Source organism: Desulfoluna sp. CLI2B (genome assembly GCF_056847375.1).
Genome location: NZ_CP186557.1, coordinates 1,862,196 through 1,888,127 on the forward strand (window position 1 = coordinate 1,862,196; position 25,932 = coordinate 1,888,127).

Genomic DNA, 25,932 nt, shown 5'->3' on the forward strand with positions numbered 1-25,932 from the left:
GGGGGATGCCATGAAGGGTAAGGCCTTGGGCATGATCGAGACTGTGGGGCTTGTCCCTGCGGTGGAGGCAGGGGACGTGGCGGTGAAGACCGCCGACGTCTCCATCCTGGGTTCCCAGGCAGTGGGCGGTGGCCTCGTCTCTGTGCTGATGACAGGGGACGTGGCCGCAGTGAAAGCCTCGGTGGATGCGGGGAGCACGGCGGCGGCACGCCTGGGCGAGGTGCACTCGGTGACCGTCATCGCCCGTACCGCAGACGGGTTGGAGGAGGTTCTGGTCCGGGAGCGGGCACGGCCCAAAAGCGTGCCTGCCGCAAACCCGGGCGAAGGGCTCAGGGCAGAGGCGGCGTGTGACACCGTCCAGGCACCTTTGCCGGGGCCAAGTTTAAAATCAGGTGACGGGAGAACCGATGCAGGGGAACCCGTTGCCGCGGACATGGACGATCTCAAGAAGAAGAAGGTCACCGCACTGAGGCGGATTGCCCGGGGGATTCCCGGGTTTCCCCTGGCACGGAGCGAAATCAAATACGCCAGGAAAAAAGACCTTCTCGAAGCATTTGTTCAGTACATAACGACATCGGAGTCGTAGGTAGGGAGACACACTATGGTAGACAAGGATTTACTCTCCATTCAGGAAACACGGGCACTGGTTCGAGCGGCGCGGGCAGCGCAGCCCTCCCTTGAACAGGCTGGCCAGGAGCGTGTGGACGCCCTGGTGGACGCCATCGCCGGGGTGGGCGCACAAATGGCCGAAGAACTTGGCAAGATGGCCGCCGAAGAGACCGGCTTCGGCAAATGGCGGGACAAGACCCTGAAGAACATCCACGCCACCGAAAAGCTGGCCGCCTATTACAGGGGGATGAAGACCGTCGGGATCGTCAATGAGGACACCGAAAAGCGAATCGTCGAGATCGCCATGCCCATGGGGGTCATCGCAGGGCTCATTCCTTCCACCAACCCCACGAGCACCACGCTTTATAAGGCCATCATCGCCCTGAAGAGCGCCAACAGCATCGTGTTCTCGCCCCACCCCAGCGCGGTGAAGTGCATCACGGCCACCGTGAACATGATCCGGAGCGTTCTCAAGGCCATGGACCTTCCAGAGGACCTCGTGGGCGTCATCAGCGTACCCACCATGGAGGGCACCGACGAGCTGATGAAGATCTCCGACATGATCCTGGCCACCGGCGGCAACGCCATGGTCAAGGCGGCTTACAGCTCCGGCACCCCCGCCCTGGGCGTGGGCTCCGGCAACGTGCCCGCCTTCATCGAGCGCAGCGCCGACGTGGACGTGGCCGTCCAGAAGATTTTTGCCTCCAAGACCTTTGACAACGGCACCGTGTGCGCCTCCGAGCAGGCCATCGTTACCGAAGCCTGCATCGCAGACAAGGTCAAGGCCAGCGTCATCGCCCAGGGCGGCTACTTCCTGGAAGGGGAGAAGCTGGCCAAGGTCAAGCGCGTCATGGAACGCCCCAACGGCTCCATGAACCCCGCCATCGTGGGCCGCTGCGCAGCGGACATTGCCAAGGTGGCCGGCATTGACGTGCCCGCCGGCACCACCATGCTGCTCTGCGACGAGCCCGGCGTGGGTCCCAAATTCCCCTTCTCCAAGGAGAAGCTCACCGCTCTGCTCGGTTTCTACGTGGTCAACGACTGGCAGGAGGCCTGCGAGCTTTGCTACAAGCTCCTCAAAAACGGGGGCATGGGGCACTCCATGGGGATCCACTCCAACAACGAGACCGTGATCCGCGAGTTTGCCCTCAAGAAACCCGTCTCCCGCTTCCTGGTCAACACCCCCACCACCCAGGGCGCCGTGGGCATCACCACCAACCTCTCTCCCTCCTTCACCCTGGGGTGCGGCACGGTGGGGGGCAGCGCCACCTCGGAGAACGTCGGCCCGCAACACCTTTTTAATATCCGGCGCATGGCTTACGGCGTTGATGATGCGGCCACCGTCCCGGCTCGGTCCGGCGATACCGTCGACGTCCAGGCGGTGACCCACATGATCATGGAGCAGCTCAAGAAGATGAGCGCGGTGTCTGGGAGATGAGTGCCTTGGGCGGCATGTTCGCGCCATACAAGGCGTCATGAAAGGGAGACTAAATGAAGAAGAAACTGATCGGCGCCGAGACCGTCATGAACCACGTGACGGACGGCGTCTTCCACCTGAACGAGGAGATCATCCTCACCCCGGCCGCCCGGGACCTGTTACGGGACAACCGCGTGTTGCTCATGGCGGGGACAAGCGCCCACAACCAAATCGCGCCCCTGGCACCTTGCGGTGCCCCAGCGTGCATGAATTGCAGCGAGTGTGTCATGGATAAACAAGAAGTCAATATCGAAGCCTTGATTCGCAAGATCGTCGCCGAGCAGCTCACAGGCAAGGCCGGCGAGTTTGAAAAAATCGTCGACAAAGAGAGCGGGGTGTTTTGCGTTAAAGCCGCAACGGTCACCCCCGAGCCCTTTGACACCGGCAAAAAAGGAGACAAAGTCTTCATCACCGACGTGGCGACCCTGGAAGAGAGCCCCCGTCTCGGCTTCGGCATCATGGAGATGCAGGAAGGCTCTGCCTTTGACTGGACCCTCCGCTACGACGAGGTGGACTACATCATCGACGGTACCCTGGAGATTCTCCTGGACGACCGGAAAGTCACGGCCCGCAAAGGGGATATCCTCTTTATCCCCAAAGACTCCTCCATCACCTTCAGCACCCCTGACTCGGCCCGGTTTATGTTTGTGACGTATCCTGCTGATTGGGCCAGCCAGTAGCCCTGACCCGAAATCCCCACGAAGCCTGTTTATCAAGGGCTTCGTGGGTCAATCTGAGATTCAATTCTTCTGTCTATGTTTCTTTCTTTAAGACCTTCTTTCCCTCAATCAACTGTCATTTTGTCCAATATTTTTGTTCATGAGATTGCATGAAAAACTGAGGGGAAGTCTGCTTTTATTTTTGAATGGATTATGTTGAACTTGTGCTGGTTGTTTAGTGGAATAAGTTCCTTTTTGTTGACGGATGTTTTTGTTGAGCAGCATGTTGTTTTGGAATGATCTTTGGCCTAGTGTTTTTGAGCTATGGTGTTATGTTTGGTGGGTGGGGCCTTCAGTTCTCGGCGGATGGTTGTGGTCCATGGTGTCTAATGGGAGAGCTTGGAATTTCATCTTGTTGTTTTGTGATCTTTCCTGTAAAAAATACTCTCTGGGAAACGTGAATAATGATGGGTGGCCAAAAGTTGTATATAATTAGCTGTTTGTCAATTGGTTGAGAATTGAGAGCAGTCGCTTCCCAGTCTTAGATTCCAACCTTATTTAGATCGCGACGGTCCAATCTACTTAACTCTTTTTTGTGTTGATTTGGCTTTGATGCGTTCACTTTTTAATTATCCGCATTTCGTAATTAGACCCAATGAAGCCGTTACATGCCCTTGATTGAGATAGGTACAGGGTTTTACGTGCTTATATCGGGTTGCGTTGATTGTCTCACTTGTTTTCGAGTGGTTTAGTTCGTTGTGTCATTTCTACCGGTTCTCGTTTTTTTACTAATAAGATCGAAGTTTACTCGACGTAGTAAATGCTTCAACGACCCGTATGTTCGGTTAGTACAGGTGATCAAATGTCGGGTGCAAAATGACCCTATTAGTAACTGTTTGATTAATCAAGTGAGTTTAACATTGGGGTTTATGTAGGGAATGCTTACTCGTTAAATCGAAAATTGTGTCAAACTAATGGGTTTGCTTATACGAAGCAGCTTTCAAAACCTGTTTGCCTATTTTTTTAAAGCTTTGCCCCGGTTGGACCTCTTGAGGGAACGAGGATCTGAATGGTTAGCGTTCAAGATCTATAAACGCGCACTTCAGAACGACTGATTTGCAAAAAACACTTGGCCTTTTTTAGAATATCCCGGTCCACCTTGACCAATTCCTGCTCAACTTTTGTCAGTGATTTCTTTTCAAATCCAACGAAACCGGGCTTCCCCAGATTATTCCGGGCCAGCATATATTTTATAAGTCATGGGCACATGTTCATGAACTCGTTTGCGTCGAATGTAAGTAAAAAAACTTTAACGAAGGCTAAAGAGGATCAAATGAAAAAAAAAACTGTTTTTATTCACTTGTCTTTTTTTAATCTTGTCGGTTGTAATAACGAACGCAACAGAGTATGAAGCTGCAATTGTCGGAAATGTGAGTGTCTACGATTCAGGTGGGGATGATACATTTGAGTCTGTAATATCAACGTCACAGATTCGTGTTATATGGCGAAATGTAAACTATCAGAACCAGCGATATAAAAGTAGAGGGATTATTGAAGTTGACCTTTCAGCTTTTCCAGCTGAAAGCCGAGTTGAATCTGCGCTTTTAAAATTTTATGCGACAAAGCTTTCCAATCGGCCTGAGATTCAATTCTGGGGATATAAAGGAAACGGGGTTGCAGATCTCTCGGATTCAAACGAAGGAGATGTGTTAATATCATCTGTGGTTCTGGATTGGGCTGGAAGTCACCAGGTAGAGCTCGCACCTTATATAAGAGAGTTGATTCATCAAGGGTACCGGTATCTGGGCTTGAATGTGCGCGTAGCGAGCGAAGGTATGATCAATAATACATATGATGATGAACTAATTTTTAATGGCTATCAGACTAGTAATCAGGTCTTCTATGGTGTAGGCCTCACCCTGAGTGATGAACCGGGTGAGATTATCACTCCCGACGATACAATCTATCAGCACCATTTTGATTGGGCTTACCCCGATAGTGATTATGGATTTAACCTTCAGTCGAGTAATAGTTATGGCCGGTTCCAAGTTGTCAACGGGTGGCTGAGAATGGATCAGAGTTTGCCATTTTCGTATTATACACTGAATGAAATAGACTGGACTGCTGATCTGCAAGGTGCCGCAAATGTTTTCCTGACTTTTTTTCAGGCAGACCACGGAGACGAAGCTGATGGGTTGCCCTTAACATTCACCGGATCAGTCAATGGTGATGGGGTTGCCATCAGTTCAGACGGAGCAACCTGGTATACGATTGTTTCTGCAGAAGACCTGGATGTCGGTTCAAGGGGAAATACGTTTACCGTTGACCTGGATGCTGAAGTGGCTCGTGTCAGGAGTAATTATGATCCTTTGTTTCAATATACCTCTGGATTTAAACTGCGTTTTCAGCAGTATGATAACTCCACGTTTTTTTATGATGACGGCCGCGACTGGGGGGACTTTTTAATTACAGGTACGCCACGGGATGCCGAAGTGGACCTTGGGTTAACTCAAAGCGATTTTCCGTACCAGATAGAAGCCGGTAGAGAGCTGAACTATACCCTTTATTACGGAAATACCGGTAGTGAAAAAGCATCCGGAGTTGTTATTTCCGGCACCCTGCCTCAGGATGTATATGTTGTTAGCGCATCTCCGGGTTGTGAGAGGGTTGGAAACACATTTACCTGCTATGTCGGAAGTGTTGAGGCAGGATCATCGGGTGAAAAAGAGTTCATTGTCACTCCTAAAACAGGCGGTGTCCATAATTTTGCAGCAACGATATCAACTCAGCAAACTGACAATAATTATGAAAACAATACAGCCGGTCAGGATATTCAGGTGCTTCCAATGTCGAACCAGCCTCCGATTGTGATGCTCCGCGTTAACCCTGATGGTACCATTATTGAAGGCTCTTCGGTTGAAGTGGAATTGGATTATCTTTATGACCCGAACATTGCCGATACCCATAGCTTTTTATGGGATTTTGGGGATGGCTTTACCGCTACGGGTACCGGTACGGTTAATCATGTATATGCTGACGACGGAGACTATACGATAACGCTTACCGCACTGGATAATAACGGGCTGTCAGGTAGTGACAGCCAAGTTGTATCCGTGACGAATTCAGCTCCTCTGGTTGACGCAGGCTATCATATCAGTACGAGTATGTATTCACCCGTCAGCTTTGCCGGACAGTACAGTGACGAAGGGAGTCTCGATACCCATACAATCGTGTGGGATTTCGGCGACGGGTTTCAGAGTTCGGGTACACTGACACCAGAGCATACCTTCACAAGGCCCGGAACCTTTGTTGTTACTCTGAGGATTTCCGATGATGATGGTGGTGTTGGCGAAGATACGTTGACTGTTACAGTGTTACCAATCTATTCTCTTGATGTTTCACCTGATCAGCCTTTTGAGTTCAACGGTATTGAAGGGGGCATTTTTACTCCTGCATGTGCTGTTTACACAATTTCGAATGAGTCTGTAAATTCGGTTGACTGGACACTCACGGTTTCTGAACCGTGGATCGAGGCATCCGTAAATGCAGGGAGGGTTACTGGAGGCGGAAGTCAGGATGTTCAGCTATGTCTGACGTCATCAGCAAAGGCGCTTCAGGCAGGTAATTATAGTGCACGTATTACTTTTTTTGAAACATCAAGTGGGCTATCCGTAACACGCGATATCTCTATAATGGTTGATAAAGAGAAAGATACTCTGCCTTATGAATATTTCTTCTCAGATGACTTACCCGACGCAGAAACCGGTTGGACGTATTATTCTTCTCACCAGTATGGCCGCATTCAGATCGTTGGTGAAAGGCTGCGAATGGATGTCAGTCAGAATAGTAACTATAATTTAAATGAAGCAATATTGTCAGTTGATCTGGAAGGTGCAAGTGATGTAATGCTCAGTTTTTTTCAGGCAGACCACGGTGATGAAGTGACTGTAATTCCTGAGCAGTTTACCGGGCATTTTAATGGAGATGGAGTTGCCATCAGCAGTGACGGGAACACCTGGTACCGTATTATAAGTTCATCCAGCCTTGATGTGAGTAGCAGCGGACAGAATTATACCATTTCTCTCGATGAAACGATCTCAGGAATACGTTCAAATTTTGACCCGGACTTTGCATATTCAGCGGATATTAAACTGAAGTTTCAACAATATGATAATTATATTTATCCTTCAGATGGTCGGGAGTGGGATACTATTCAGATTACCGGCGTAAAATCTGCCTTGAAAATCAATCCGGTAGAACTGGCAGAAATATTAGTCCCGGCTGATCATCCAACAATGGCAGAATGCCAGGCCTTTGTTTTAACGAATACCGGTACTGTGAGTGTGGACTGGACAGTAACGACAGCAGAAGAATGGCTGACATTTAGTATAAATCAGGGCGAGCTGGCACCGGGAGAAACGACAACTGTCGACGCGTGTTGGGATGCTGCAGGGCTTGCTTCGGGAGAGTCCCATACCGGGATCGTTGAATTTTCAGACTCTATTAACGTTACCCAACAACGTAGCCTTACCTTACGGATGAAAGGCGATACGCTTCGCCCACCCTATTTTCAGGAATTTTCCAGCGGCCTGCCCGGCGTTGATGACTCATGGGATTATTATTCGTCTGATACGTCCATAGGAAGAATTGATGTTTTGAATGGGCGATTGCGGATGGACGTAAATACCAATGGTCAATACAATCTTAATGAGGCAGTACTGACAATCGATCTGAACTCACTTAGTAATGTGACACTAAGCTTTTTCCATGCTGAATCTTCGGATGAAAGCCATTTGATGGGAGAAATGTTTACTGGGCACATGAATGCGATGTATAGTATGGATAATATCAAATGGTATCGTATATTAAATGCCGTAGATATAGATGTGGGAAGCGCAGGGAAAACCATTGCCGTTGATCTTGATGCGGAAATTGAACGAATCAGAAACGGCTATGATGCAAGTTTTGGTTATACCTCTGAGTTTCGAATCAGATTTCAGCAGTACGATAATTACTCATTCACATCCGACGGAAGAGAGTGGGATGACATTTCAGTTACGGTAAACCCATAGAATTCACGTGTGTCAAATGTAAACGTGCAATATGCCCCCGGATGCTGTGGCCCGGGGGTATTTTTTAAAGATCAGAATAGAGGTTTTGCAGAATGCTATCTTGAGATAGGGATCACACATTTAATATCTTGTAAAGGAGAGATAAGGGGGCAAGTCTACATATTTGACAAAATATAAAAAATGATTTGATTTAGTTTGTTTATGCTCATAGACGCGATCTGCAGCCCCTTTCGCCATTTCGAAACATTCAAAATAAGGCAGCCCATGGCACGACCCTTACGGATTACGTTTCCCGGGGCAACGAGCGAAAGAACATCTACAAGAGCAAGCGGGATCGGGAGAAATTTCTGGAGTATCTCGGCGAGGCCCATGAACGTTACGGGGCCATCATCCATGCTTATTGCCTCATGACCAATCATTATCATCTCCTTATTGAGACGCCCGATGCCAATCTTCCACAGATCATGAAGCATGTGAACAGCTCTTATACGACGTATTTCAATATCAAACGGAAGCGTTTCGGGCACTTGTTTCAGGGGCGTTACAAGGCCTTTCTCGTTTATAAGGACGATTACGCCCTGAAGCTGTCGAGATATATTCATTTGAATCCTGTCCGGGCGGCCATGGTTGACTCAGTGATCGACTATCCCTGGTCGAGTTACAGGGCATTTGTCGGCAAAGAGGCGTCACCTGAATGGCTTGAGACGGATTACATTCATGGGTATTTCGGAAAACGGGTTTCACAGGCCAGAAGGGAATATGAGAGGTTCGTTGAAAAGAAGAGCGCGCTTCATTGCCCGAACCCTTTGGGAAATGCATCGGCGGATACCATTCTGGGGCCGGATAAAGTTCTACGAGGGATGTAGCAAGAAGTACCTCGAAGGACGACGCAGCGATCGGGAATTGCCTGCTCTGAGTGCGTTGAACAGCAGGCCGTCATTTTCGGTCATAGCCAGTGTTGTAGATGATCATGTTGAGGATGTGAAGCTCGCCCGTAAAATGAAAATCTACCTGATGAAGAGATATTCAGGAGCCACGCTGAAGGCGATCGGAGAACCCTTTGGGTTGAGTGAATCGGCAGTCTCCCAGGTGTGCGGGCGGTTTGATGTCTTGTCCAATGAAGATAGGAGTGTTCAACAATGTCTGAACACATGCAAAAAAATAATTTTGTCGACTGTGCAGGCCTGATCCCTACGTAGACAGCTTTCCCTCCGCCTCCTCCAAACTGTTGTATCCTTTTTCTTGAATCAACGTTTTATAGATCTCTTCGGACATGCTTTTGCCTGAGCCTTTCAATGTTTCCGTGTGAAGGAAAAGAGATTTCAGTGTGTTTTCGGAGTAGGACTCCAGCTCGCAACGCAGGTAATTTTCAAAAGAGGCCCAGTCGATGCCCGCCTCTCCGCCGGTCAAAGCACGGCCTCCGGCCATGATGCGCGGGTACTTGGCCATGAACTCTTTTTGCCACTGAACCATGACCTCCGTGATTTTATCAACATAGGGGCTGTTGTTTTCGCTGGGGATCAGGTTGTCCATCCTGGCATATTTATAGGTCATCAGGTTGCGATTGGTTTGTTTTGCCTCTTTGAGATCCTGCAGGTAACTGAGGAGTGTGGTCTCGGGCCATGCCAGGAACTTTGCCGTCCTGTGGAGTTTGAATTCGTCAGGGAAGTCCCGGCAGGTGGGTTGGCCCTGGTTCCGTGGGTCTGAAGCGGCCTTGTCGTTGACGGAGGAAAACATTTCCCATTCGATTTCCAGAATTTGTTTGATGATCTCTTTTTTATCGGACGCCTTTTTTTTCACGCCCCACAACGTGTTTTTGAATTCTGGGTCTTTGATGCGGCCGAGGATGGATGGGACCTGATCTGCTAAAAAGGGTATGTTGTCATCGGTGAGTCCGAGAGCCTGAAGCTCGGCGATGATTTTTCGGCAAATCATCTCCATGGTGTCCTGTTGATTCTTCCAGCCGTCATTTTGGGACTGTTCGTTGAGGACCTGTGCAATCAGGGGGGAGAGTTCTGCCCCAAGTATCGGCAACTGGGCAACGCCTCTGAACAGCCACTTGTAAAAGGGCGCATAGGCTTTGTTCAGGAGGTAAACCAGGTGCATGATCTCTGTGCAGAATTTTACCGTGGCGGTATGTGTTACATAGGGGTCGTTTCTTAAAATACCCCGTTGCCAGTTGTATTGACCTGCCTGCCCTGCGAGCATGCAGCAGTCCGCGATTTTTTTAAGCCGGAGGTCTTCAGGGTAAAACTCAAGAAGGGCTGTTCGCCATGAGGAGAACTCTCCCAAGGGGTCTGAAAAGATTTTGCCGTTGGTGCAAAGGGCCAAATTTTCTGAAGGTATCTGCCAATCCTTCATGGAAGCCGGTGTGTGATCCAACCCTGTGTAGCGGGCGTAAAAGCTGCTGGTGGTCATAACGCCCACGCGGCCCTCTTCGCCCGGACTCACGACCCGAGGGCCAAATCCCATGTATTCTTCGGGCAGGGCATTGTAGCAGGCCTGAAGCTCTTTGCCGTAGCGCTGGTAATCCTCTCGGGTAACCCACAGGCAAAAGGAAGGGCCCCAGTCGTGATCACGTGAGTATGCATCATCAAATCCAAAGCATTCGGAGCCGGGTCCAACGAGCCCGATGGCAACACGGTCCATGAGGGACTTGAATGTCTGCTCGAAAATCTCTTTTGCACATGCAGCGTAGTACGCCTCACTGAGTTCCAGGCCTTTCATAAACCATATTCCTTTGCACCGGTCATTCTCTCAAAATCAAGGGGCTGACTTCCAACAGGATCACGTTTTTGTGGCGTCAGAATGAAATCCGAAATTTAACACATGGATTGGAATTAGGTCAAACATGTACCTAAGTTTATTGAAGGGGTGAAGTAGGCGGGAGACGTTTTCGGAGTCGAGCAAGGCATGGGGGCCGCCCGGTGTGTATCTTTTGCCGCTTGCCTCCATGGTAACGGAGAGGGGTCAAAGCTCCTCAATACCATCCAGCCAGGCTGCTGCCCGTTCGAGTATTGCCTGCCGCTGGTCTTCGGATTTTTTGCCCCACACAGCATACACCATTTTATTTCTGGGGTTGGACCACCGGAACGACTTGGTTGCTTGTGTATGAGCCCCAGTACAGGGCATTGAGGGGGCAGGCGTTCGGGGTCGTTGTCTCTGCAACGCGATAGTGGCAGTCACTGCAGTAGTCGCTCATTTTTTTGACGTAGTTTCCGCTGGCTGCGTAGGCTTTGGAGCCCACGGTGCCGTTATCGGCAAATTGGCTCATACCCCTGGTGTTGGGCAGTTCCACCCATTGGATGGCATCAATGTAGATGCCCAGGTACCAGCCATCGACCTGGTCGGGATCTATGCCTGCGAGAAGGCAGAAATTTCCCGTGATCATCAGGCGCTGGATGTGGTGAGCATAGGCCATGTCAAGGGATTGGGTGATGGCCTGTCGGAGGCAATGCATCCGGGTCTCTCCGGTCCAGAACCAGGAAGGCAGTGGGCGAGTCGCATCTAAGCCGTTGCAGGATTCGTATTCGGGCATGTTGGCCCAGTAAATACCGCGAATGAATTCCCGCCACCCGAGGATTTGCCTCACAAATCCTTCCACCTGTGCCAGGTCCATTTCGGGCTTTCTGCTGCGGTAGTGCTCAATGACCGTGTTGACCACGTGCTGCGGGCTGAGCATTTTGCTGTTTAAGGCAAAAGACAACCTGGAATGAAACAGTCCGAATTGCCTTTTAATGTCTGCCGGGCCAAGCTTGCCTGTCATTGAATCCTGGAACCGGCCGAAGTGCTCCAGGCCGCTATGACAAAAATAATTCAGCAATTCTGATGCCTGCTGGTCATTGACCGGCCAGATCAGGTGGGGCGCTTCTTTCCCGATGGTCTGGATGCCGTGCCGTTTGATTCGCGTCAGGATATCCCGGACATCGTTTGCGAACAGCAACGGTTCGGGCACCAGTTTCAGGTCGTCGGCCTTCAATTTGTTGCGGTTTTGCGTATCATAATTCCAGCGGCCCCCTTCCGGCTCCTCTCCATCCATGAGGATGTGAAATCGTACCCGCATCTTTCGGTAAAAAGCTTCCATACGATGCCGTTTGCCCCGGCTGAATATGCGATGGATCTCCTCGTCTGAAAGATAAAAATGCTCGGTATCACAAACCATGGTGCCCACGGCTTTCATCGCCGCGGATTGACAAAACTGAGCGAGTTGTTCTCGCAGGCGGTACTCATCCGGCAGTTGGTATTCAAATTGTGTTGCCTGGTGTTTTTCGAGTAAATGGCTGAGCAGTTCCGGCAGGCTTGCAAAGGACGCTGTATCGTCCAGTGTCAAGTACAGTACCTGATGACCGGCGTTGCGGAGCGTCTCGGCAAAGTTGGCCATTGCAGCAAAAAACGCGCACAGCTTCTGGACATGGTGACATACATACGATGCCTCCTGATGCAACTCTGCAATGACATACAAGGTGTTATCGTCTTTTTGCCTGTACCAGGAGTGGCTGCGATTAAGCTGGTCGCCGAGGATGAGCCGCAGGCGAGAGTATTTCTTGGGCATGCTGTCACCTTGTTGAACGTATAGTGATGTGGTGAATGGGGTGATGGCTAATGACTGAATTAGTCTACGGCAGAAACACCGGACATTCCCCCGCTAGAAAGGGGATAGTGGGGTCTCGCAGGAGAAAACGATTCATGGTTTACCTGGACGGGAAATTCGTTCGGTAGATTTATCTGGGCCTGTGTCGGATGCTCTAAGGTGTGATGCGAGATGGTAATATGACCTGACTCCGGTGGCACCGGTTCAGGGGGATTGATTCTGGAACGGACAGTACCATGATGTATGTGAGACGGAGTGCTGCCGATGGGGAATTCTCTTTTGAGTTCAGAGGGGTTTTGTGACCTTTCAGTGCCTGTACACCGAACATTTCGAAGCCCTTCTGCTGCGATGCATGAATCAAGTTGGTTCTCAGACAGGGGTTTCACTTCTGCCAGGCAGAAACCGGTCAAAGATATGAGAATTGAAACGCTGTACACAATAGTCCTGAAGGTGGTGGGCATTCGGGATTATTCCTTTGGTAAAGGTATCGTGACAAGTGAAAAAAGGATTAGGTGTATGGCACGACGAAAAGCATAGATGTGTTTGTCGCAAGATTGCTTGTTACCAGGGAAACAGCATGTATTTTATGATTTTAGATCGTTTGTTTCTGCCTCATATTATTCATTAATTCTATTTGTTTGTGCCTGGTGGCCTTTGTTTTGCCAGACTTACCTTAATCAGGAGGAGTGTAACAAAAATCGTGATAGCTGCCCATTCATAATTTGTGATACATAAAAAACAGATTACAGCTTGCAGATGAGTATCATCTCAGGCCGATATCGGGCATGTGGGATTGAATTTCATAAGGTCCCATAAAGTCAGCACGTAGCGTTTTTTCAAGGAAAGCAGCTCAAATGTGGGCATTGCTTTTGCGTATTGTATCCAGCGTGATCATACCGTTCTGAATTTTCTTTTTGTGATGCATTTCCGTTTGAGACTCGGAGACCAGGTGCTCTGTTTTCATTGTCTTTACATGGCATATTCAAAGGAAAACGTTGACATGCGTCATGCTCCCTTTATCCGTGGGTTGTTCCTTGTGCTGGCAACATTCATCATTGCTCCCGGCGAATTACGTGGCGAGGAGCCCGAAGACAGGTACAATCTTGAATTTGTGACCGCTCCCATGGTCGTGTCCAACCCCAATTTTGGCAATGGGGGAGGGGCCACCCTCATGGGACTCTTTGATTTGGCTCCCGGTAATGAGAATGTGCAGTCGTCTTCCCTTGGATTGACAGGTATCTATACGGATCGGGGGAGCCATTTGCTGGCCTTGGGGGGAAATGTGTTGCCGAGCGAGGCGTGGCGCATCAAGACCGCCGTGGCCGATATCGGTGTGAAAAGCGAACTGAATGTGGATGAACTGCCCCAACGGGCGGATTTTACCACCTCCGTCCGTGTGATCCATTTGAACGTTCTGTATGGTTTTGGAGAGCATTTTTTTGCCGGGATGCGGGGGGTGGTCAAAGACATTGGCTATTCTCCGGATAACGAGGCGGGGAGGCAGTACCTCGACGCTGTCAATGCCACCGATGATCTCAGTGTATCCCTGGGGCCGGTACTTTCCTTCGACACCCGGGATAATCGTTTTTTTCCCTATGAAGGGATTTATGCCGAGGCCACGTTGATGCTCAATCCCACCATTTTGGGCAGTGACGAATCCTACGGCGTTTTGGACGGATTTATTAACGGATACGATCAATATCGACCCGGACATGTCATTGCATGGCGCCTTTACGGGCGCTTCACGCCGAGTGACACGCCCTATTCGGATCTGTCTACCCTCGGGCGGAAAGCAGACCTGCGGGGATATATAGCAGGTGAGAACATCGCACGGCACCTGATCAGTGCCCAGGTGGAGTATCGCTGGCAGTGCAGACCCAAGTGGGCCGTGGTGGGATTTGTGGGGGAAGCGGTGCTTTTTGACCCGGGGGACCTGAGTCGGGACAGTTTTTATTCCAGTGCAGGCACGGGGCTGCGGTACCTGTTGAGCGAAGAGCGCAGGCTGAACTTTCGCATCGATTATGCGGTTGGCGAAGACTATTCCGACGGGCTCTACGTCGGAATATCGGAAGCCTTTTGAGCCCCTCACGGGTGGCCTCTTGATAGCGATTCTTTTTCTGTGAAATATGGTATAATCGGTGCCTTGGAATGCGGGGCATCAACATGCGGTGCCAAGACCCACAGGCGATTCATTGAGCCTCTCATTTCGTGTACGGAAGGGCGGGCGGCCCGATTCTGGACCGTTTCCCGCATCATGGTCACACAAAGCACAGGAGTATAAGGACCATGTCACGATATTTCATCGATTGCCGCAACCATCCGAGCGACACAAAGTGTACCGTCGCCCTTGCGGCGGACACAAAGGAAGAGCTGCTCGAAGCCGTTGTGCAGCACGGAACACAGTGCCACGGCTATAAAGATACACCTGAGTTCAGGAAAATGATCTTGAAGGAGTTCCAAGAGGGGACCCCTCCCATCAAGGCATGAACCGCCCGATGCTTCGGTTTTTCCTGATGCTTCTATCGCCCATGCATTTTCATGGATCCGGTTTGTCAGGCAGGCACAGACGCTGAGGCTAGGGCAAGCATCATGAAGGGATAATCCTCTTTGAGGACAAAGACCAGGGGGGCGTGGCCGAACAGGCCGCGGCCCCCGTTTGGTTTCAGGGCGTTGTGCTTCACCGGCGCGGCCTGATCAACAACAATATCCCAAGACATGCATGAAGGAGGCTCGCAGATGAATCTTCTGGGTTGGATGACCATGGTTGTGATGGCTCAAGCGGCAGGGGCGGGGGAGGTGATTCGGCTTCCCCCACCGGACACCACGGGAGGGGCCACCCTTTCCATGAGTCTTGCTGCCCGTCGTTCGGTTCGCTACTTTGCGGAAGAGCCGCTTACTGTGGCTCAGATCGGCCAGCTGCTCTGGGCTGCCCAGGGCGTGACGGATGCGGTTCGGGGGCTGCGAACGGCCCCGTCGTCAGGCGCGTTGTATCCTTTGGAGACCTTTGTGGTGTTGCCCGAAGGGGTGTATTGGTACAACCCGCAGCGCCATGAGCTGTCCCTGAAGATACCGGGGGACCTGCGACACGCCCTTCAAAAGGCCGCCCTGAACCAGGGGGCCGTGGGCGATGCCCCGGCCGTGTTTGTGTTTGCCGCCGTGTATGAGCGGGTGGCGGTTAAATACAAAGGAAGGGCCACCCGCTACGTGGACATGGAGGCCGGGCATGCCTGCCAGAATCTTTTGCTCCAGGCTGCGGCGTTTAAACTGGGGGCCGTTCCCGTGGGGGCTTTCCATGACGACCGCATCGCAGAGATTCTCAAGCTTCCGAAGGAAGCAAGCCCCCTTTATCTCGTGCCCGTTGGGTACCCGAAGCGATAAACGAAACACCGTGGCTTGTGGGGGTGAAAAGCCTCCTGCGGCCCTGCTTGGGGCCAAACTTATGAAAAGTTAGACAAACAAATCTTAAGCAGGCCTTCCAGGCTCCGCCGAAGTAATTTTGCCTGTTTCGGTATTAAGAACGTTTTTTGCGCAGCTTTATTTCAAAAAAGCGACCCGCCGGATGATTGTTTTTACCCTGTCCCTATAAGGCTATTTTTTAAGGCTCTTTCCGAAGGGAATGCCCAGCTTTTTCATTTTGTTTCTTAAGGTGCTCGGGTTGACCCCAAGAAGGGCTGCGGCACCGTTGTCTCCTTTGACCTTTCCATGGGTTGCCTCAAGGGCTCTGCGGATCTGGTGGCGGATGGCGTCGTCGAGGTTGAGGGTGGCCTCCTCGGGAAGGGGCGGGGGCGTTGCAGGAGATGTCGTCTCCGGTGAATCGAGGTCGGGAAACCGCAACGGGGTTCCGGCAGGGGAGGTGATATGAAGGATCAGGGCCCGTTCGATGAGGTTTTCGAGTTCCCGGACGTTGCCGGGCCAGTCGTGGCGGGACAGGTCCGCCAGGGCCCCGGGGGCCGGTACCGGGACCGGATGGATGTTCATCTCCTTTGCCTTCCGCTCGATGAAGTAGTCCATGAGCTCGGGAAGGTCCACGGGCCTGTCGCGCAGGGCTGGGATATGGATGGGAAAGACATTGAGCCTGAACCAGAGGTCCTGCCGGAACTCCCCGCGGGCAACCATCTCTTCCAGATCCCTGTTGGTGGCTGCGATGATCCGGATGTCCAGGGCAATGGGTGCCGTGCCTCCCACCCGTTCGATCTCGCGGGTTTGCAGGACACGGAGGAGGCGTACCTGAGCCCGGGGCGGCAGCTCGCCGATTTCATCCAGGAAGATGGTTCCCGTGTCAGCCCGCTCAAACCGTCCCCTTTTTTTCTGGAGTGCTCCGGTGAAAGCCCCGCGCTCATGGCCGAAGAGCTCGCTGTCCATGAGTTCGTCAGGAATGGCCCCGCAGTTGACCTTGATAAAGGGCTTGTTCGCACGGGGCGAGGCGCGGTGAATGGCGTTTGCAATAACCTCTTTTCCCACCCCGGTTTCACCCAGCAGGAGCACCTGGGAGGAGAGGGGAGCCACCTGGCGGACCATCTCCGTGACCTCTTTGAGGCCGTGTCGGCTTCCGATGATCTGGTCTCCGGCCAGGTGGTGGAGCTCCCGGGCCAGGTACCGGTTGTCGTCGGCCAGCATTTCCGTGAGCCTGACCACTTCCCGGTGCTTGAGGGTGTTTGAAAAGGCCATGGCAAAGGGGTCGTGCAGGAGGGTCAGGAGCCGGGAGTGTTCAGGCTCGTAGCGGTCAAACCCTTCTGCAAAGATAAAGACCACCCCCAGCCTGACCTCATCGACAATGGGGTGAAGCAGCAGCAGTGAGATCTCCGGCTTGCCCATGGCTTTCCAGACGAGGTTGGCGACCACCTGCTGGTTGGGCACGTTGAGGATAAGGGCCGGGCCGGGGGTCGGTGGGTAATTTTCGATGAACGATATGGCCTCGGGGGTGAGCTTCACCGGGTCAAAGGAGAGGATTCGACCATTGTCGAGGTCGGAGACAACGGCAATGTTCCGGACCTCTTTTTTTTCGGGGTCGTAGGTGTTCATGGCGAGGCCGTTGATGGGCAGGTAGTCCTTGAGGTAGTGAAAGCATCGCTCCAGGGCCGTGTGGATGTCGAGGCTTCCGCAGATCCTGTTGGTGGCCTCCCCAAAAAAGGTCATGTCATATAAATCCATGTGTCTCTCCCCTTATTGCTTCTTTTTCTGTGGCAATACATGTCTTATACGATTCCGTTTCCTCGTTCAAATGCAATGTTGCAACGCGCTTCGTTGGAAGGAACCCACGGCTCTTTTCCACCCGTTTCCTTTGCGGTTCGAAGGTGCCGTATCAGGGCTTTTTTTGTCTAAGGTGGTATATCAGGCACCTTAAGGGCGTCGTATGCGACACACTATCCGAGGATTTTTCCCAATGGTTTGAATTCATGGCTGAATGAATGTTGGCATGCTCTGTGGAACATAATCGGTGTGAGGCATCCATGAGTTACGCCTCGCAACGGGTCGAAGCCCCGACAGAAAAATTGATCGGCAAAGGGGGCTTTTGTGGAGAAAATCGAAAAAGGAGCGATGCCAATGGATTCAGCATATCAAAACAGAAAAAGTGCAACAGCGGTGCCGATGGCCCGGGGCCAGGCCTCGGGGTGGGTCACCTTGGGCATTGTCTGTACGGTTCAGTTTTTGACGCCTTTTATGATGTCCGCAGTGGGGGTGGCCCTTCCCGTTCTCGGTGGGGAATTCGGTGCGAGCGGTGTGCAGTTGGGGCTGGTGGAGACGGTGTTCATCCTGGCTGTCTCCCTGTTTTTGCTGCCATGCGGGCGCCTGGGGGACATCTACGGCCGCAGGCGGGTGTTTGTTTTGGGCATCCTCCTGTTTACCTCTGCTACCCTGGCGGCGGCCCTGGCAGGTGACGTGGCGTTGTTTATCCTGTTTCGTTTTATCCAGGGCAGCGGCGCCGCCATGATTACGGGCACGAGCCTGGCCATTCTCTCCTCGGTGTTTCCGCCGGAGAAAAGGGCCAGGGCCATGGGTGCGGTGGTGGGCTGTGTCTACCTCGGGGTGTCGGCAGGGCCGGTGGTGGGGGGATTTCTCATCACGCACCTGGGGTGGCGGTGGATTTTTTATGCGGGGGCGGGGGCGGGAAGCGCGGCCTGGCTCCTTACCGTCCTCAAGCTCAAGGGTGAGTGGGCGGAGGCTGCGGGGACGCGGTTCGATACCCTGGGCAGTTTTTTGTATATGGGGGCTTTGTTCCTGCTGATCGTGGGGGTGGTGAATCAGGCCGCCGGTCATCGGTTCCAGGCCATGGCAGCCCTGGGTATTGCCGGGTTGGCCCTGTTTTTTTTCTATGAATACAAAAAGGATACTCCGCTCCTCGATGTCCGCCTGCTGCTCTCCCGTCGCGTGTTTGCCTTCAGCAACCTGGCGACCCTCATCAACTATGCCGCGTCTTTTGGGCTTACCTTTTTCTTCAGCCTCTACCTTCAGGTCGTTAAGGGCGTGGCTCCGCACACCGCAGGGCTGATCCTGGTGAGCCAGCCCCTTCTCCAGGCGGCCCTGTCGCCGGTGGCCGGAGCCCTGGCCACACGGGTTCAGACAGCGACCCTTGCCACAACGGGCATGGCCATCTGTGTGGCGGGCCTGGCCCTTGCCTCCACCGTGGACGGCGGCACCGGTTTCGGACGGATCGTTACGGTCCTTGCTGTCATGGGGGTGGGGTTTGCCCTGTTTTCCACACCCAACATGCTGACGGTCATGGGGAGTGTGGAGCCCGTACATTACGGCCTGGCATCGAGCCTGGTCTCCACCATGCGCACCCTGGGCATGCTCGTGAGCATGACGATTGCCACCCTGGTTGTCTCAGGGCACCTGGGAGATAAAGCCGTCGAGCAGGCCACCCGGGAGTCGTTCCTGCTTGCCATGCACGATGCGTTTCTGGTGTTCGCAGCCTTGAGCATCCTGGGGATCTTCCTTTCCATGGCACGAATGAACAGCCCTGCACACGGTGCTGTCGAAACCCCTTCGGCGTGATGGCGGCGGTTACATATCGATGGTGATGCCCACATAAAAGGTGTTGCACGTCCCGCCGAAGGTGTAGTCGGGGTTGACGCCTGTGGGCTCGGTTTTCGTGACCTCCCGGTCGTCGAGGATCTGATGCTGGTAGGCGGCGTAAAAATTGATGTCCCGTTTCATGCGGCCGAAGCTTGGAAGGCGGTAGCTTGTTCCCACGGAGAGGATGTGTTTGTCGTTGTCGAGAAAGTTGATGGTGTCGGTGAGGCCTTCGTCCGGGATAAAGCTGGGTTCGAAGCAGTAGCCCCCTTGAAACGCCAGCCGCCGGGTGAGGCGGTATTCGATGCCCAGTTTGGGAACGACAATGTCGTCCAGCTCGGGAAGCACGTCCCCGAAGTTCTCTTCGTGGTTGAGAGAGACTTCGAACCCGGACCACTTCTGGAACTCCGCCTCAAGGGAGACCATGAGCCTGTCGGAGAAGGCGTAGGAGGTGCCGAAGGTGTAGATGTCCGGTTGGAAGTAATCCAGCAGGGCCAGCCTCAGGTTGAGGAGGACATTGCCCGTTTCGAGGACAGCCACGGTCTGCAGCGGGGAGATGTCGAGCTTTGACTTCTGCCTGTAAGAAAAACCAAGCTCCAGTCCCTCAAGGGCGTCGAATTTTTTTCCGGGGCTGATGTAAAAACCGGCCACCACCGTGGGCTCCAGGGAGATGTCCATGATGGCGTTGTCCACGGGGATCTGTTCATCCTCGGTGATCTGGAGGTCGGACAGGTCGATGGTGCCGGAACCGCCGAAGGAGATGTTGAGCCCCAGGCCAGGCGAAGAGGCTCTCCATGAACCCGAACCCCGCCCCGGTCATAATCAACGCCCGCTGGGCTTCCCGTCCGTAACGCATGAAGTTGTGGGTGCGCGGGTCGATGTCGTTGATCTTGACCACGGTGAGATCATTGTTGATGCCCATGGAGAGTCCCATGCGGGCCGACGAGATGCATTCCGGCATTTCATAGATGATGTTGAGGTCCATGGCCATGCCCAAGACATAGGTCCCGAAGTCAAGGTCGTCGGCACCGTGGGTGGGCAGGGGGCTTCCGGTGTCCGGGTCGAAGCGGTTGATATCGAGGTCAAAGGAGGGCACCGCGTGGAGGTAGTTCACCGAGATCTGGTTGATGCCGCTTTTTTCACCGGTCTCGGCGGCTCGTTCGATGCGGGCGAGGGTTCGCCCTAAACCGGACATGTTGTAATAGACCGCGGACCAGTCGTCCACATGGGCGGTCATGGCGTTGCCCATGGCCATGCCCCGTGGGGAAAAACCGTACGTGGTGCCGAAGCTGCTCCCAAAGGCGGACCGGCTGAAGGTGATCATCAACAGAATCGTTCCCATGCATGCAAGCAGTTTTTTCATTGTTGCTCCAGAGTCGTTGTAAGGGTGGGGTGGAATTAAAAAACAAGAGCATGCCTCCGGTGGCCGTGCCGGGGGCCAAACTTTTGCCAATTTAGATGCCTTGGGTTTGACAAACAGGTTTTGATAACGGTTTTGGCTTGTTTGAAAGTAGAAGATAATAAAGACGTTACGGCAACGTATCCTGCTGCTTCGAGGTGTGTGGACCAGCCCGCGCAAACCATCCGCTTTTCTACCGGGCGAAGCCTGAGTAGAAGGCCCTTGCGCTTAGGCCCGAGGAACGAGGGACGAAGCGCAAGGGCAATCAGCTTTCGAGGTGGCTCACCTCGCCGCCGGAGGCCGCTTTTTCATCAAAACCATAGAAGGCAGCGTGCTCCTATTCGTTTACCTGAAGGTCGTACTTTTCATAGACATCCCACAGGAGCGTGACGTCCCGGGCCAGGTCCACGGCATGGGCCAGGTCGCCTAAAAGGGAGGCCAGGGTGGACCAGAGGGGGGTGTGTTCCGTGATGACGGGTTTGCCCAGGAAGGCGTACAGGTCGGTGAGGATCTGTTCCCAGCCCGAGGGGATGGTGACATCGTCCACAAGGCACTCCACCAGCCCCTTTTCCTTGAGCAGGTCGGCAAGGATCACCAGAAAGGCGTGGTAGGTTGTTCCGGTGTCGTCGTCCAAAATGGCGTGGATCTCGGGGAGCCTGTGTTTGAGGAGGTTATAGAGATCGTCGAATCCTTCGTCGCCCTGGTGGATCCATTGGCCCCTTTCGGCATCGTAGCGCGCAAACAGGCGCCCCAGGGCGTAGAGGGTCCCGGCGAGTTCGAAGCTGTCGAAGGGGGTGGGTTTTGCCATGACGGAGTCAAGGAGCCCCAGAAGGTTGCCGGTGATGCTGTGGGGGCTGCCGGGGTGGAGGATCCCTTCCAGCAGGTGGACAGTGTCGTAAAGCTCATCCCAGTCCGCGTCGGTGAGTTTGTCGTCCGGGTAGTGGGCCAGGCCCCGGCCCTCCTCTTCCTCTGTTTCGTCTTCCCCCACAATGAGGTCGATGCCCCAGTCCAGGAGAAGGTCCTCTTCCCGAAGGTGGGTCGGGGCGTCCAGGTCTCCCTGGGCAAAGAGCCAGGGCGGAAAGACGATGGGGACGTTTTTGGTTTCGTTTAATGCCGTGGCCGGTGCCTTGGTCATGCGGACGGCGCTGACGATCTGCTCCAGGCCGAACAGGATGTCCCGCCTCGGGCCCCATCGCTCGCAGGCGGCGTTTGCCTCATCGGCGCAGGCGGGAGAGGAGGCGTCGTCAAAGGCGGGATCGCCCAGGCGCTGGAGAAAGGCAAAAAGCCCGGTGAGGAGGCGAGAGCGGGCAGGTCCGTTTTCCAGGTCGTACTCCGTCATCCTGGCAAGGAGCCCGTCGCACCGCAGGGGCGTGCTGTCCGGGTTTATCTCTCCGTAAGGGTCGCTGTCCGTGAGCAGGGTGATAAGGGTTTGAACCTTTGCCGGGCGGTAGTACCCGCGCTCTTCCTCGCTTCCGTACCATGTGGCCATGGGCTGATCGTCGTAAAAGCCCGCACTGGGATAAAGAAAATCACGGCCTTCAATCAGTCGCGGTTTCCAGCATTCACGCGGCCACTGTCCGGCGTCTTTCTGGTAGTAGAACAGGGGTTTCAGCAGGTAGGCCATCATGTCGAAGAAGGAGAGCATCCCGCCCCGCGTGGATTCGTACCCCACCTCGGTGTGGCGATGCAGGCTGCCCCACAGGGCCTGGAGGATCACCAGCACTGCGTTGCGGTTTTGCCAGATCTCGTCGCCCACCTCGAATTCACGGGAGCCCACCAGGGCGTCGGTGACCGGGTTGCCCTCCGCGTCGGTGCCGTGGCAGATCAGGGGCGCCCGGGGAAATCCCATGCGGTAGATAACCGGTGAGTTGTGGGGAAAGACGGCGTTGAAGGCCACGCCGCAGTCGATGGTGTCGTTGTAGACCGACTCTTCGGTGACGGCGATGCTCCCGATGAGCCCCTCGCTGATCACCCGGATGCACATGCGGTAGTCCCCGGGCAGCTCGGATGGGCCGTGGACTCGTTTTTTGGCCCACACCTGGTTGCCCAGGTATTTGCGGCCGTTCATGAACCCTGTGTATCCGTTGGCCTCCATCACCTGGAAGATAAAGGCCGCTTCAGACCCCAGGACGGTGACGTGAATGGGCATGACCAGCACGAATTTCCGTTCGGCAAAAAAGAACTGGTAGTTCCGGAAGAGGGCCTCTTCATGGCTGGCACACTCCCGAACGGGGTCGTTGTCGCCGATGAGCTCGTTTACGATGAGGGACCCCGCCTCCTCACCCGATTGCACCTCGGGCATGGCAAGGTTCCCCGAGGCATCGTAGCCCACGGTGTAGTAGGTGCCGCCGAGTTTTCCCAGGTAGTAGTCGGAACGCCACGCGTCCTTGTAATGCTCCATGCGATGGAGGTAGCCGGTGACGGTGGATGAGGCGCCCCCGAAAAAATCGATGACGCCTTGTCCCGACACATCGGTGATGTCAATGCGGCCGACGTCGGAGGCAGGGCTGGTCCCGAGGATCTCGATGCCGGTTCCAAAGGGGCGGACCGTGAGCCCTTGGCCACGCAGCCGGTCCAGGATCATGTTGGCGGTCCAGGTCCGGGAGGGGTTTTCAAAGGAAACGGGCACGGGCGGGCCGCTGTCCACGGCTATGGAGACGGTGGCGTCCCCTGAGACCCGAAATGCTTCGACAGCCACGTCGACATCGTCTAAAAGCCCCGCGCCATGTTTAAAGAACGCCCCCAGGGGGTTGTAAGCTGCGTTTTCTATATGGATGGGCCCGCAGTCGCTGACAATATGAAGGTATTCCCCGTCGCCCTCGTCGTGGGGAAAGCAGACAGCTTCGCCAAAGGCCTCGTTGATCATGGTGACGATGTCGTCCCGGAAGTATTTTTGGTTTTTATCAAAGTCTATGGTGGCCCTGCGGTCGGGGCCCAGCAGGATCTCCAGCTTTCTTCCCGTCCAGATGCTGTTGTCGATTCCGTCTTTCAGGTCGATGTCCGAGGTGAAGAGGGCGTGGGTGGGGACACCGTACTGCACGGCAAGGCTTGCCTGCTCTTCCATGGTCTGGCCTTCGAATTGGGCGGGGTAGAGGTATTCCCAGGTGGCCGGGTCTGCAGAGGGCTTGTGGATCCAGGCATACACAAGGCCCCCGGGGGTGTGGGTGACCTGCCAGGTTCGGTTGTGGAAGGTGACGGTTTGCGGGGTCTCGGGGGCATAGTAGTAGGGGCCTTCCGCATGCCATGCCGCGCGAACCGACGCGCTCATGGTGTTGAGGGCGATGTTGTCGTCTTCCACCCCGGTGGCACCATAGGGGCGATAGCTGTTGAGTACCGGGGTGCCGTCTTCCTCCAGCCTGGGTCTGCCCCCTTGTGGAGAGCCCATGTCCCCCGGGGTGCCCGCCACCATCAGGCCGATGGGGTAGTTCTGGTCGTAGCGAAAGTGGTAGTCATCCATCTCCGGGCCGTCCGCGTAAAAGGGCGCACGGCCTCGAAACATGTAGTTGTAATCCTTGGATTGCAGGGCGATGTCGTACATGCCCATGCCCAGGGTTTTGTGGGTGGTCATGGCAAAGAGGGTGTCGTTGACGGTGAGGGTGCCGCACCCTTTCCCGTGACCGTGGTCGAAGTTGGGGTTGCCGCTGTCCGTTATTTCCCCTGTCTTGCCCCCGTCGTCGTAGCCGGTGTGGGCCCCCAGGGCCGCGAAGAACATCAGGTTTTCAAGGAACGAGGTGTGAAAGGCCTCGGGATCGGTGAGGCGGTCCCTGCCCCAGAGATCGTATCGCAGCATGTCGTAGAGGGATTCCTCAATGCGGGCGCCCGGGATGTCCCACTGCATGGCGTGGAGGTTTTGGGAGAGGATCCCAAGGGGGTAGGGGGTGTTGCCGAAGAGATCGGAAATCATGCCCATCTCCCTGTCGGCCCGCAGGAAATACTGCATGAGGTAGGGAAACACCTCCCGCAGGCCAATGCCGAGTTCCGCATCGGAGTAGATCTCCCCGTCATGCCTGTGGTACGTGGCGTCGGCCTCGTACACCTCACCCCCTGTGGTGAGGCGATCCTCCATGCCGCAGAGGAGATCCCGGATCATTCTGGGGGTGTCGATGCCCGGATCGAAGATCTCCCCCAACCCGTTGATCATTTGATGGATCGAAAGGCGCGCCTGCTCATCACCCATAACCTCGTCAAGGCCTTTTAACAGGGCATGGACCCCGGCTACGACATTGCCCATCCCCATGTTTTCGTGGACCATGGGGTCGATCTCCCGGCTGTTGAGGAGGCTGCCGTCGTCATTCTTCCACATGGGGTAGTCGGACCGGATGAGGAGCTTTCCCATGATCTGCGAAAAATCATGGAAGTCCTCGTCGAAGTCCGGGGCGGTGATGGTGTCTACCATGTCCCGGAGGTCGTCGAGAAACTCTTTCGGGGTGTCGGTATCCCGCCAGTAGCCCAGGATGCTGGCGAATATCTGGTTGGTATACCCTTCATCCCGGAGGGGAACGTCTGTGGCAAGATCGTCCAGGTAACCGGAAAAAGGCCCGCGCGGCGTCGCGGTCTCCTCGCTCCCGAATAAAAGGTCTCCAGCCCTTGGGCGGTCCTGTGGTCGGGGGAGGGGGCCATGAGGACGCCCAGGAGGCCCCGGGTGTCTTTGCCGCACATGTCGGGCATGAGGGTGGGGTTTACGGTCATGAGGTCGTCAACCCCTGAGGCAAAGATGACGAAGGCCTCGGGGTTGTCATTGACCGTGTCGGCAAAGAGGTCGTTGACCATCTCTCCGTCGATGGCATCCCATGCCTCTTCAAGGGCGCCTTCGCCTTCGAAAATGTCCATGAGGGTAAAGCCGGAGGCCTCGTTCTTCTGGATGTTTACCCCTTCCATTTCGTCTTCGGAGCCGCAGCCCGTGGCCCACAGGACAATCAGGGCCCCTGCTACGGCAAACCATCGGTTCGTTCGCATGGGGATGGTTCCTTATGGTTTTATGTTTGTTTGTAAGAACGATGTTCTCTGTATGAGTAATTCGTTCGCGGTAGGCGGGAAGTTACAAATATTCAGGCGGGGTGGAACATTTTCGGGATGGGAGAGGCAGGGGAAAGGGTACGACTCAGCCAATG

At 54.1% G+C, this 25,932-nt stretch carries 16 protein-coding genes and 1 pseudogene; 10 read left to right on the forward strand and 7 right to left on the reverse strand.

Going from position 1 to position 25,932, the window contains the following annotated elements:
* The first annotated feature begins 10 nt into the window (after window positions 1-10).
* From ACOYW2_RS09015 to ACOYW2_RS09040, 6 genes and pseudogenes are all read left to right on the forward strand, one after another.
* Window positions 11-586 (forward strand): BMC domain-containing protein, encoded by a 576-nt coding sequence (locus ACOYW2_RS09015; protein ID WP_482770165.1) that lies wholly within the window; start codon window positions 11-13, stop codon window positions 584-586.
* Window positions 587-601: 15 nt separating this feature from the next.
* Window positions 602-2,047 (forward strand): acetaldehyde dehydrogenase (acetylating), encoded by a 1,446-nt coding sequence (locus ACOYW2_RS09020; protein ID WP_482770166.1) that lies wholly within the window; start codon window positions 602-604, stop codon window positions 2,045-2,047.
* A 53-nt stretch (window positions 2,048-2,100) separates the two neighbouring features.
* On the forward strand, window positions 2,101-2,766 hold the full coding sequence (locus tag ACOYW2_RS09025; RefSeq protein WP_482770167.1) for a cupin domain-containing protein: 666 nt from the start codon (window positions 2,101-2,103) through the stop codon (window positions 2,764-2,766).
* Between the two features lie 1,409 nt (window positions 2,767-4,175).
* The gene (locus tag ACOYW2_RS09030; protein ID WP_482770168.1) at window positions 4,176-7,817 is read left to right on the forward strand and encodes a PKD domain-containing protein; all 3,642 of its coding nucleotides are present in this window, start codon (window positions 4,176-4,178) and stop codon (window positions 7,815-7,817) included.
* A 347-nt stretch (window positions 7,818-8,164) separates the two neighbouring features.
* A pseudogene (locus ACOYW2_RS09035) lies at window positions 8,165-8,359 on the forward strand (transposase); the annotation flags it as partial.
* Between the two features lie 175 nt (window positions 8,360-8,534).
* The gene (locus ACOYW2_RS09040) at window positions 8,535-9,005 is read left to right on the forward strand and encodes a hypothetical protein (protein WP_482770169.1); all 471 of its coding nucleotides are present in this window, start codon (window positions 8,535-8,537) and stop codon (window positions 9,003-9,005) included.
* 3 nt (window positions 9,006-9,008) lie between these two features.
* Here the strand turns inward: ACOYW2_RS09040 and ACOYW2_RS09045 are convergent, their stop codons facing one another.
* Window positions 9,009-10,544 carry a DUF4125 family protein gene (locus ACOYW2_RS09045; protein WP_482770170.1) on the reverse strand — a complete coding sequence of 512 codons (1,536 nt, stop codon included), beginning with the start codon at window positions 10,542-10,544 and terminating at the stop codon, window positions 9,009-9,011.
* Window positions 10,545-10,884: 340 nt separating this feature from the next.
* Complete coding sequence (locus ACOYW2_RS09050; RefSeq protein WP_482770171.1) at window positions 10,885-12,369, reverse strand: cryptochrome/photolyase family protein; 1,485 nt, start codon at window positions 12,367-12,369, stop codon at window positions 10,885-10,887.
* 895 nt (window positions 12,370-13,264) lie between these two features.
* Between ACOYW2_RS09050 and ACOYW2_RS09055 the strand changes: the two genes are divergently transcribed.
* The 3 genes from ACOYW2_RS09055 to ACOYW2_RS09065 all read left to right on the forward strand — a co-directional run bounded on the left by ACOYW2_RS09055 (window position 13,265) and on the right by ACOYW2_RS09065 (window position 15,786).
* A complete protein-coding gene (locus tag ACOYW2_RS09055) occupies window positions 13,265-14,488 on the forward strand; it encodes a BamA/TamA family outer membrane protein (RefSeq protein WP_482770172.1) in 1,224 nt (407 codons plus the stop codon).
* Between the two features lie 206 nt (window positions 14,489-14,694).
* The gene (locus ACOYW2_RS09060) at window positions 14,695-14,895 is read left to right on the forward strand and encodes a DUF1059 domain-containing protein (protein WP_482770173.1); all 201 of its coding nucleotides are present in this window, start codon (window positions 14,695-14,697) and stop codon (window positions 14,893-14,895) included.
* A gap of 249 nt (window positions 14,896-15,144) precedes the next feature.
* Window positions 15,145-15,786 carry a SagB/ThcOx family dehydrogenase gene (locus ACOYW2_RS09065; RefSeq protein WP_482770174.1) on the forward strand — a complete coding sequence of 214 codons (642 nt, stop codon included), beginning with the start codon at window positions 15,145-15,147 and terminating at the stop codon, window positions 15,784-15,786.
* A gap of 210 nt (window positions 15,787-15,996) precedes the next feature.
* Here the strand turns inward: ACOYW2_RS09065 and ACOYW2_RS09070 are convergent, their stop codons facing one another.
* On the reverse strand, window positions 15,997-17,559 hold the full coding sequence (locus ACOYW2_RS09070) for a sigma-54 interaction domain-containing protein (protein WP_482770175.1): 1,563 nt from the start codon (window positions 17,557-17,559) through the stop codon (window positions 15,997-15,999).
* A 393-nt stretch (window positions 17,560-17,952) separates the two neighbouring features.
* Here ACOYW2_RS09070 and ACOYW2_RS09075 point away from each other — a divergent pair, with 393 nt between their 5' ends.
* Entirely contained in the window at window positions 17,953-19,404 is a 1,452-nt protein-coding gene (locus ACOYW2_RS09075) for an MFS transporter (protein ID WP_482770176.1), read from the forward strand.
* Between the two features lie 9 nt (window positions 19,405-19,413).
* Here ACOYW2_RS09075 and ACOYW2_RS09080 read toward each other — a convergent pair whose 3' ends face one another.
* The 4 genes from ACOYW2_RS09080 to ACOYW2_RS09095 all read right to left on the reverse strand — a co-directional run bounded on the left by ACOYW2_RS09080 (window position 19,414) and on the right by ACOYW2_RS09095 (window position 25,777).
* Window positions 19,414-20,115, reverse strand: a complete 702-nt coding sequence (locus ACOYW2_RS09080; protein ID WP_482770177.1) for an OmpP1/FadL family transporter — start codon at window positions 20,113-20,115, stop codon at window positions 19,414-19,416.
* A gap of 10 nt (window positions 20,116-20,125) precedes the next feature.
* Complete coding sequence (locus ACOYW2_RS09085; protein WP_482770178.1) at window positions 20,126-20,785, reverse strand: hypothetical protein; 660 nt, start codon at window positions 20,783-20,785, stop codon at window positions 20,126-20,128.
* 373 nt (window positions 20,786-21,158) lie between these two features.
* On the reverse strand, window positions 21,159-25,217 hold the full coding sequence (locus ACOYW2_RS09090) for a hypothetical protein (protein WP_482770179.1): 4,059 nt from the start codon (window positions 25,215-25,217) through the stop codon (window positions 21,159-21,161).
* Window positions 25,211-25,777 carry a hypothetical protein gene (locus ACOYW2_RS09095; RefSeq protein WP_482770180.1) on the reverse strand — a complete coding sequence of 189 codons (567 nt, stop codon included), beginning with the start codon at window positions 25,775-25,777 and terminating at the stop codon, window positions 25,211-25,213. Before ACOYW2_RS09095 ends, ACOYW2_RS09090 begins: the two co-directional genes overlap by 7 nt.
* Between the last annotated feature and the right edge of the window lie 155 nt (window positions 25,778-25,932).

Excerpts from the sequence above, each read along its gene's own strand:
- ACOYW2_RS09045 (WP_482770170.1), bottom strand. The coding sequence starts at position 10,544 with ATGAAAGGCCTGGAACTCAGTGAGGCGTACTACGCTGCATGTGCAAAA.
- ACOYW2_RS09095 (WP_482770180.1), bottom strand. The coding sequence starts at position 25,777 with ATGCGAACGAACCGATGGTTTGCCGTAGCAGGGGCCCTGATTGTCCTG.
- ACOYW2_RS09015 (WP_482770165.1), top strand. The coding sequence starts at position 11 with ATGAAGGGTAAGGCCTTGGGCATGATCGAGACTGTGGGGCTTGTCCCT.
- ACOYW2_RS09060 (WP_482770173.1), top strand. The coding sequence starts at position 14,695 with ATGTCACGATATTTCATCGATTGCCGCAACCATCCGAGCGACACAAAG.
- ACOYW2_RS09090 (WP_482770179.1), bottom strand. The coding sequence starts at position 25,217 with ATGGTAGACACCATCACCGCCCCGGACTTCGACGAGGACTTCCATGAT.
- ACOYW2_RS09075 (WP_482770176.1), top strand. The coding sequence starts at position 17,953 with ATGGATTCAGCATATCAAAACAGAAAAAGTGCAACAGCGGTGCCGATG.
- ACOYW2_RS09025 (WP_482770167.1), top strand. The coding sequence starts at position 2,101 with ATGAAGAAGAAACTGATCGGCGCCGAGACCGTCATGAACCACGTGACG.
- ACOYW2_RS09050 (WP_482770171.1), bottom strand. The coding sequence starts at position 12,369 with ATGCCCAAGAAATACTCTCGCCTGCGGCTCATCCTCGGCGACCAGCTT.
- ACOYW2_RS09070 (WP_482770175.1), bottom strand. The coding sequence starts at position 17,559 with ATGGATTTATATGACATGACCTTTTTTGGGGAGGCCACCAACAGGATC.
- ACOYW2_RS09040 (WP_482770169.1), top strand. The coding sequence starts at position 8,535 with ATGGGTATTTCGGAAAACGGGTTTCACAGGCCAGAAGGGAATATGAGA.
- ACOYW2_RS09065 (WP_482770174.1), top strand. The coding sequence starts at position 15,145 with ATGAATCTTCTGGGTTGGATGACCATGGTTGTGATGGCTCAAGCGGCA.
- ACOYW2_RS09085 (WP_482770178.1), bottom strand. The coding sequence starts at position 20,785 with ATGAAAAAACTGCTTGCATGCATGGGAACGATTCTGTTGATGATCACC.
- ACOYW2_RS09020 (WP_482770166.1), top strand. The coding sequence starts at position 602 with ATGGTAGACAAGGATTTACTCTCCATTCAGGAAACACGGGCACTGGTT.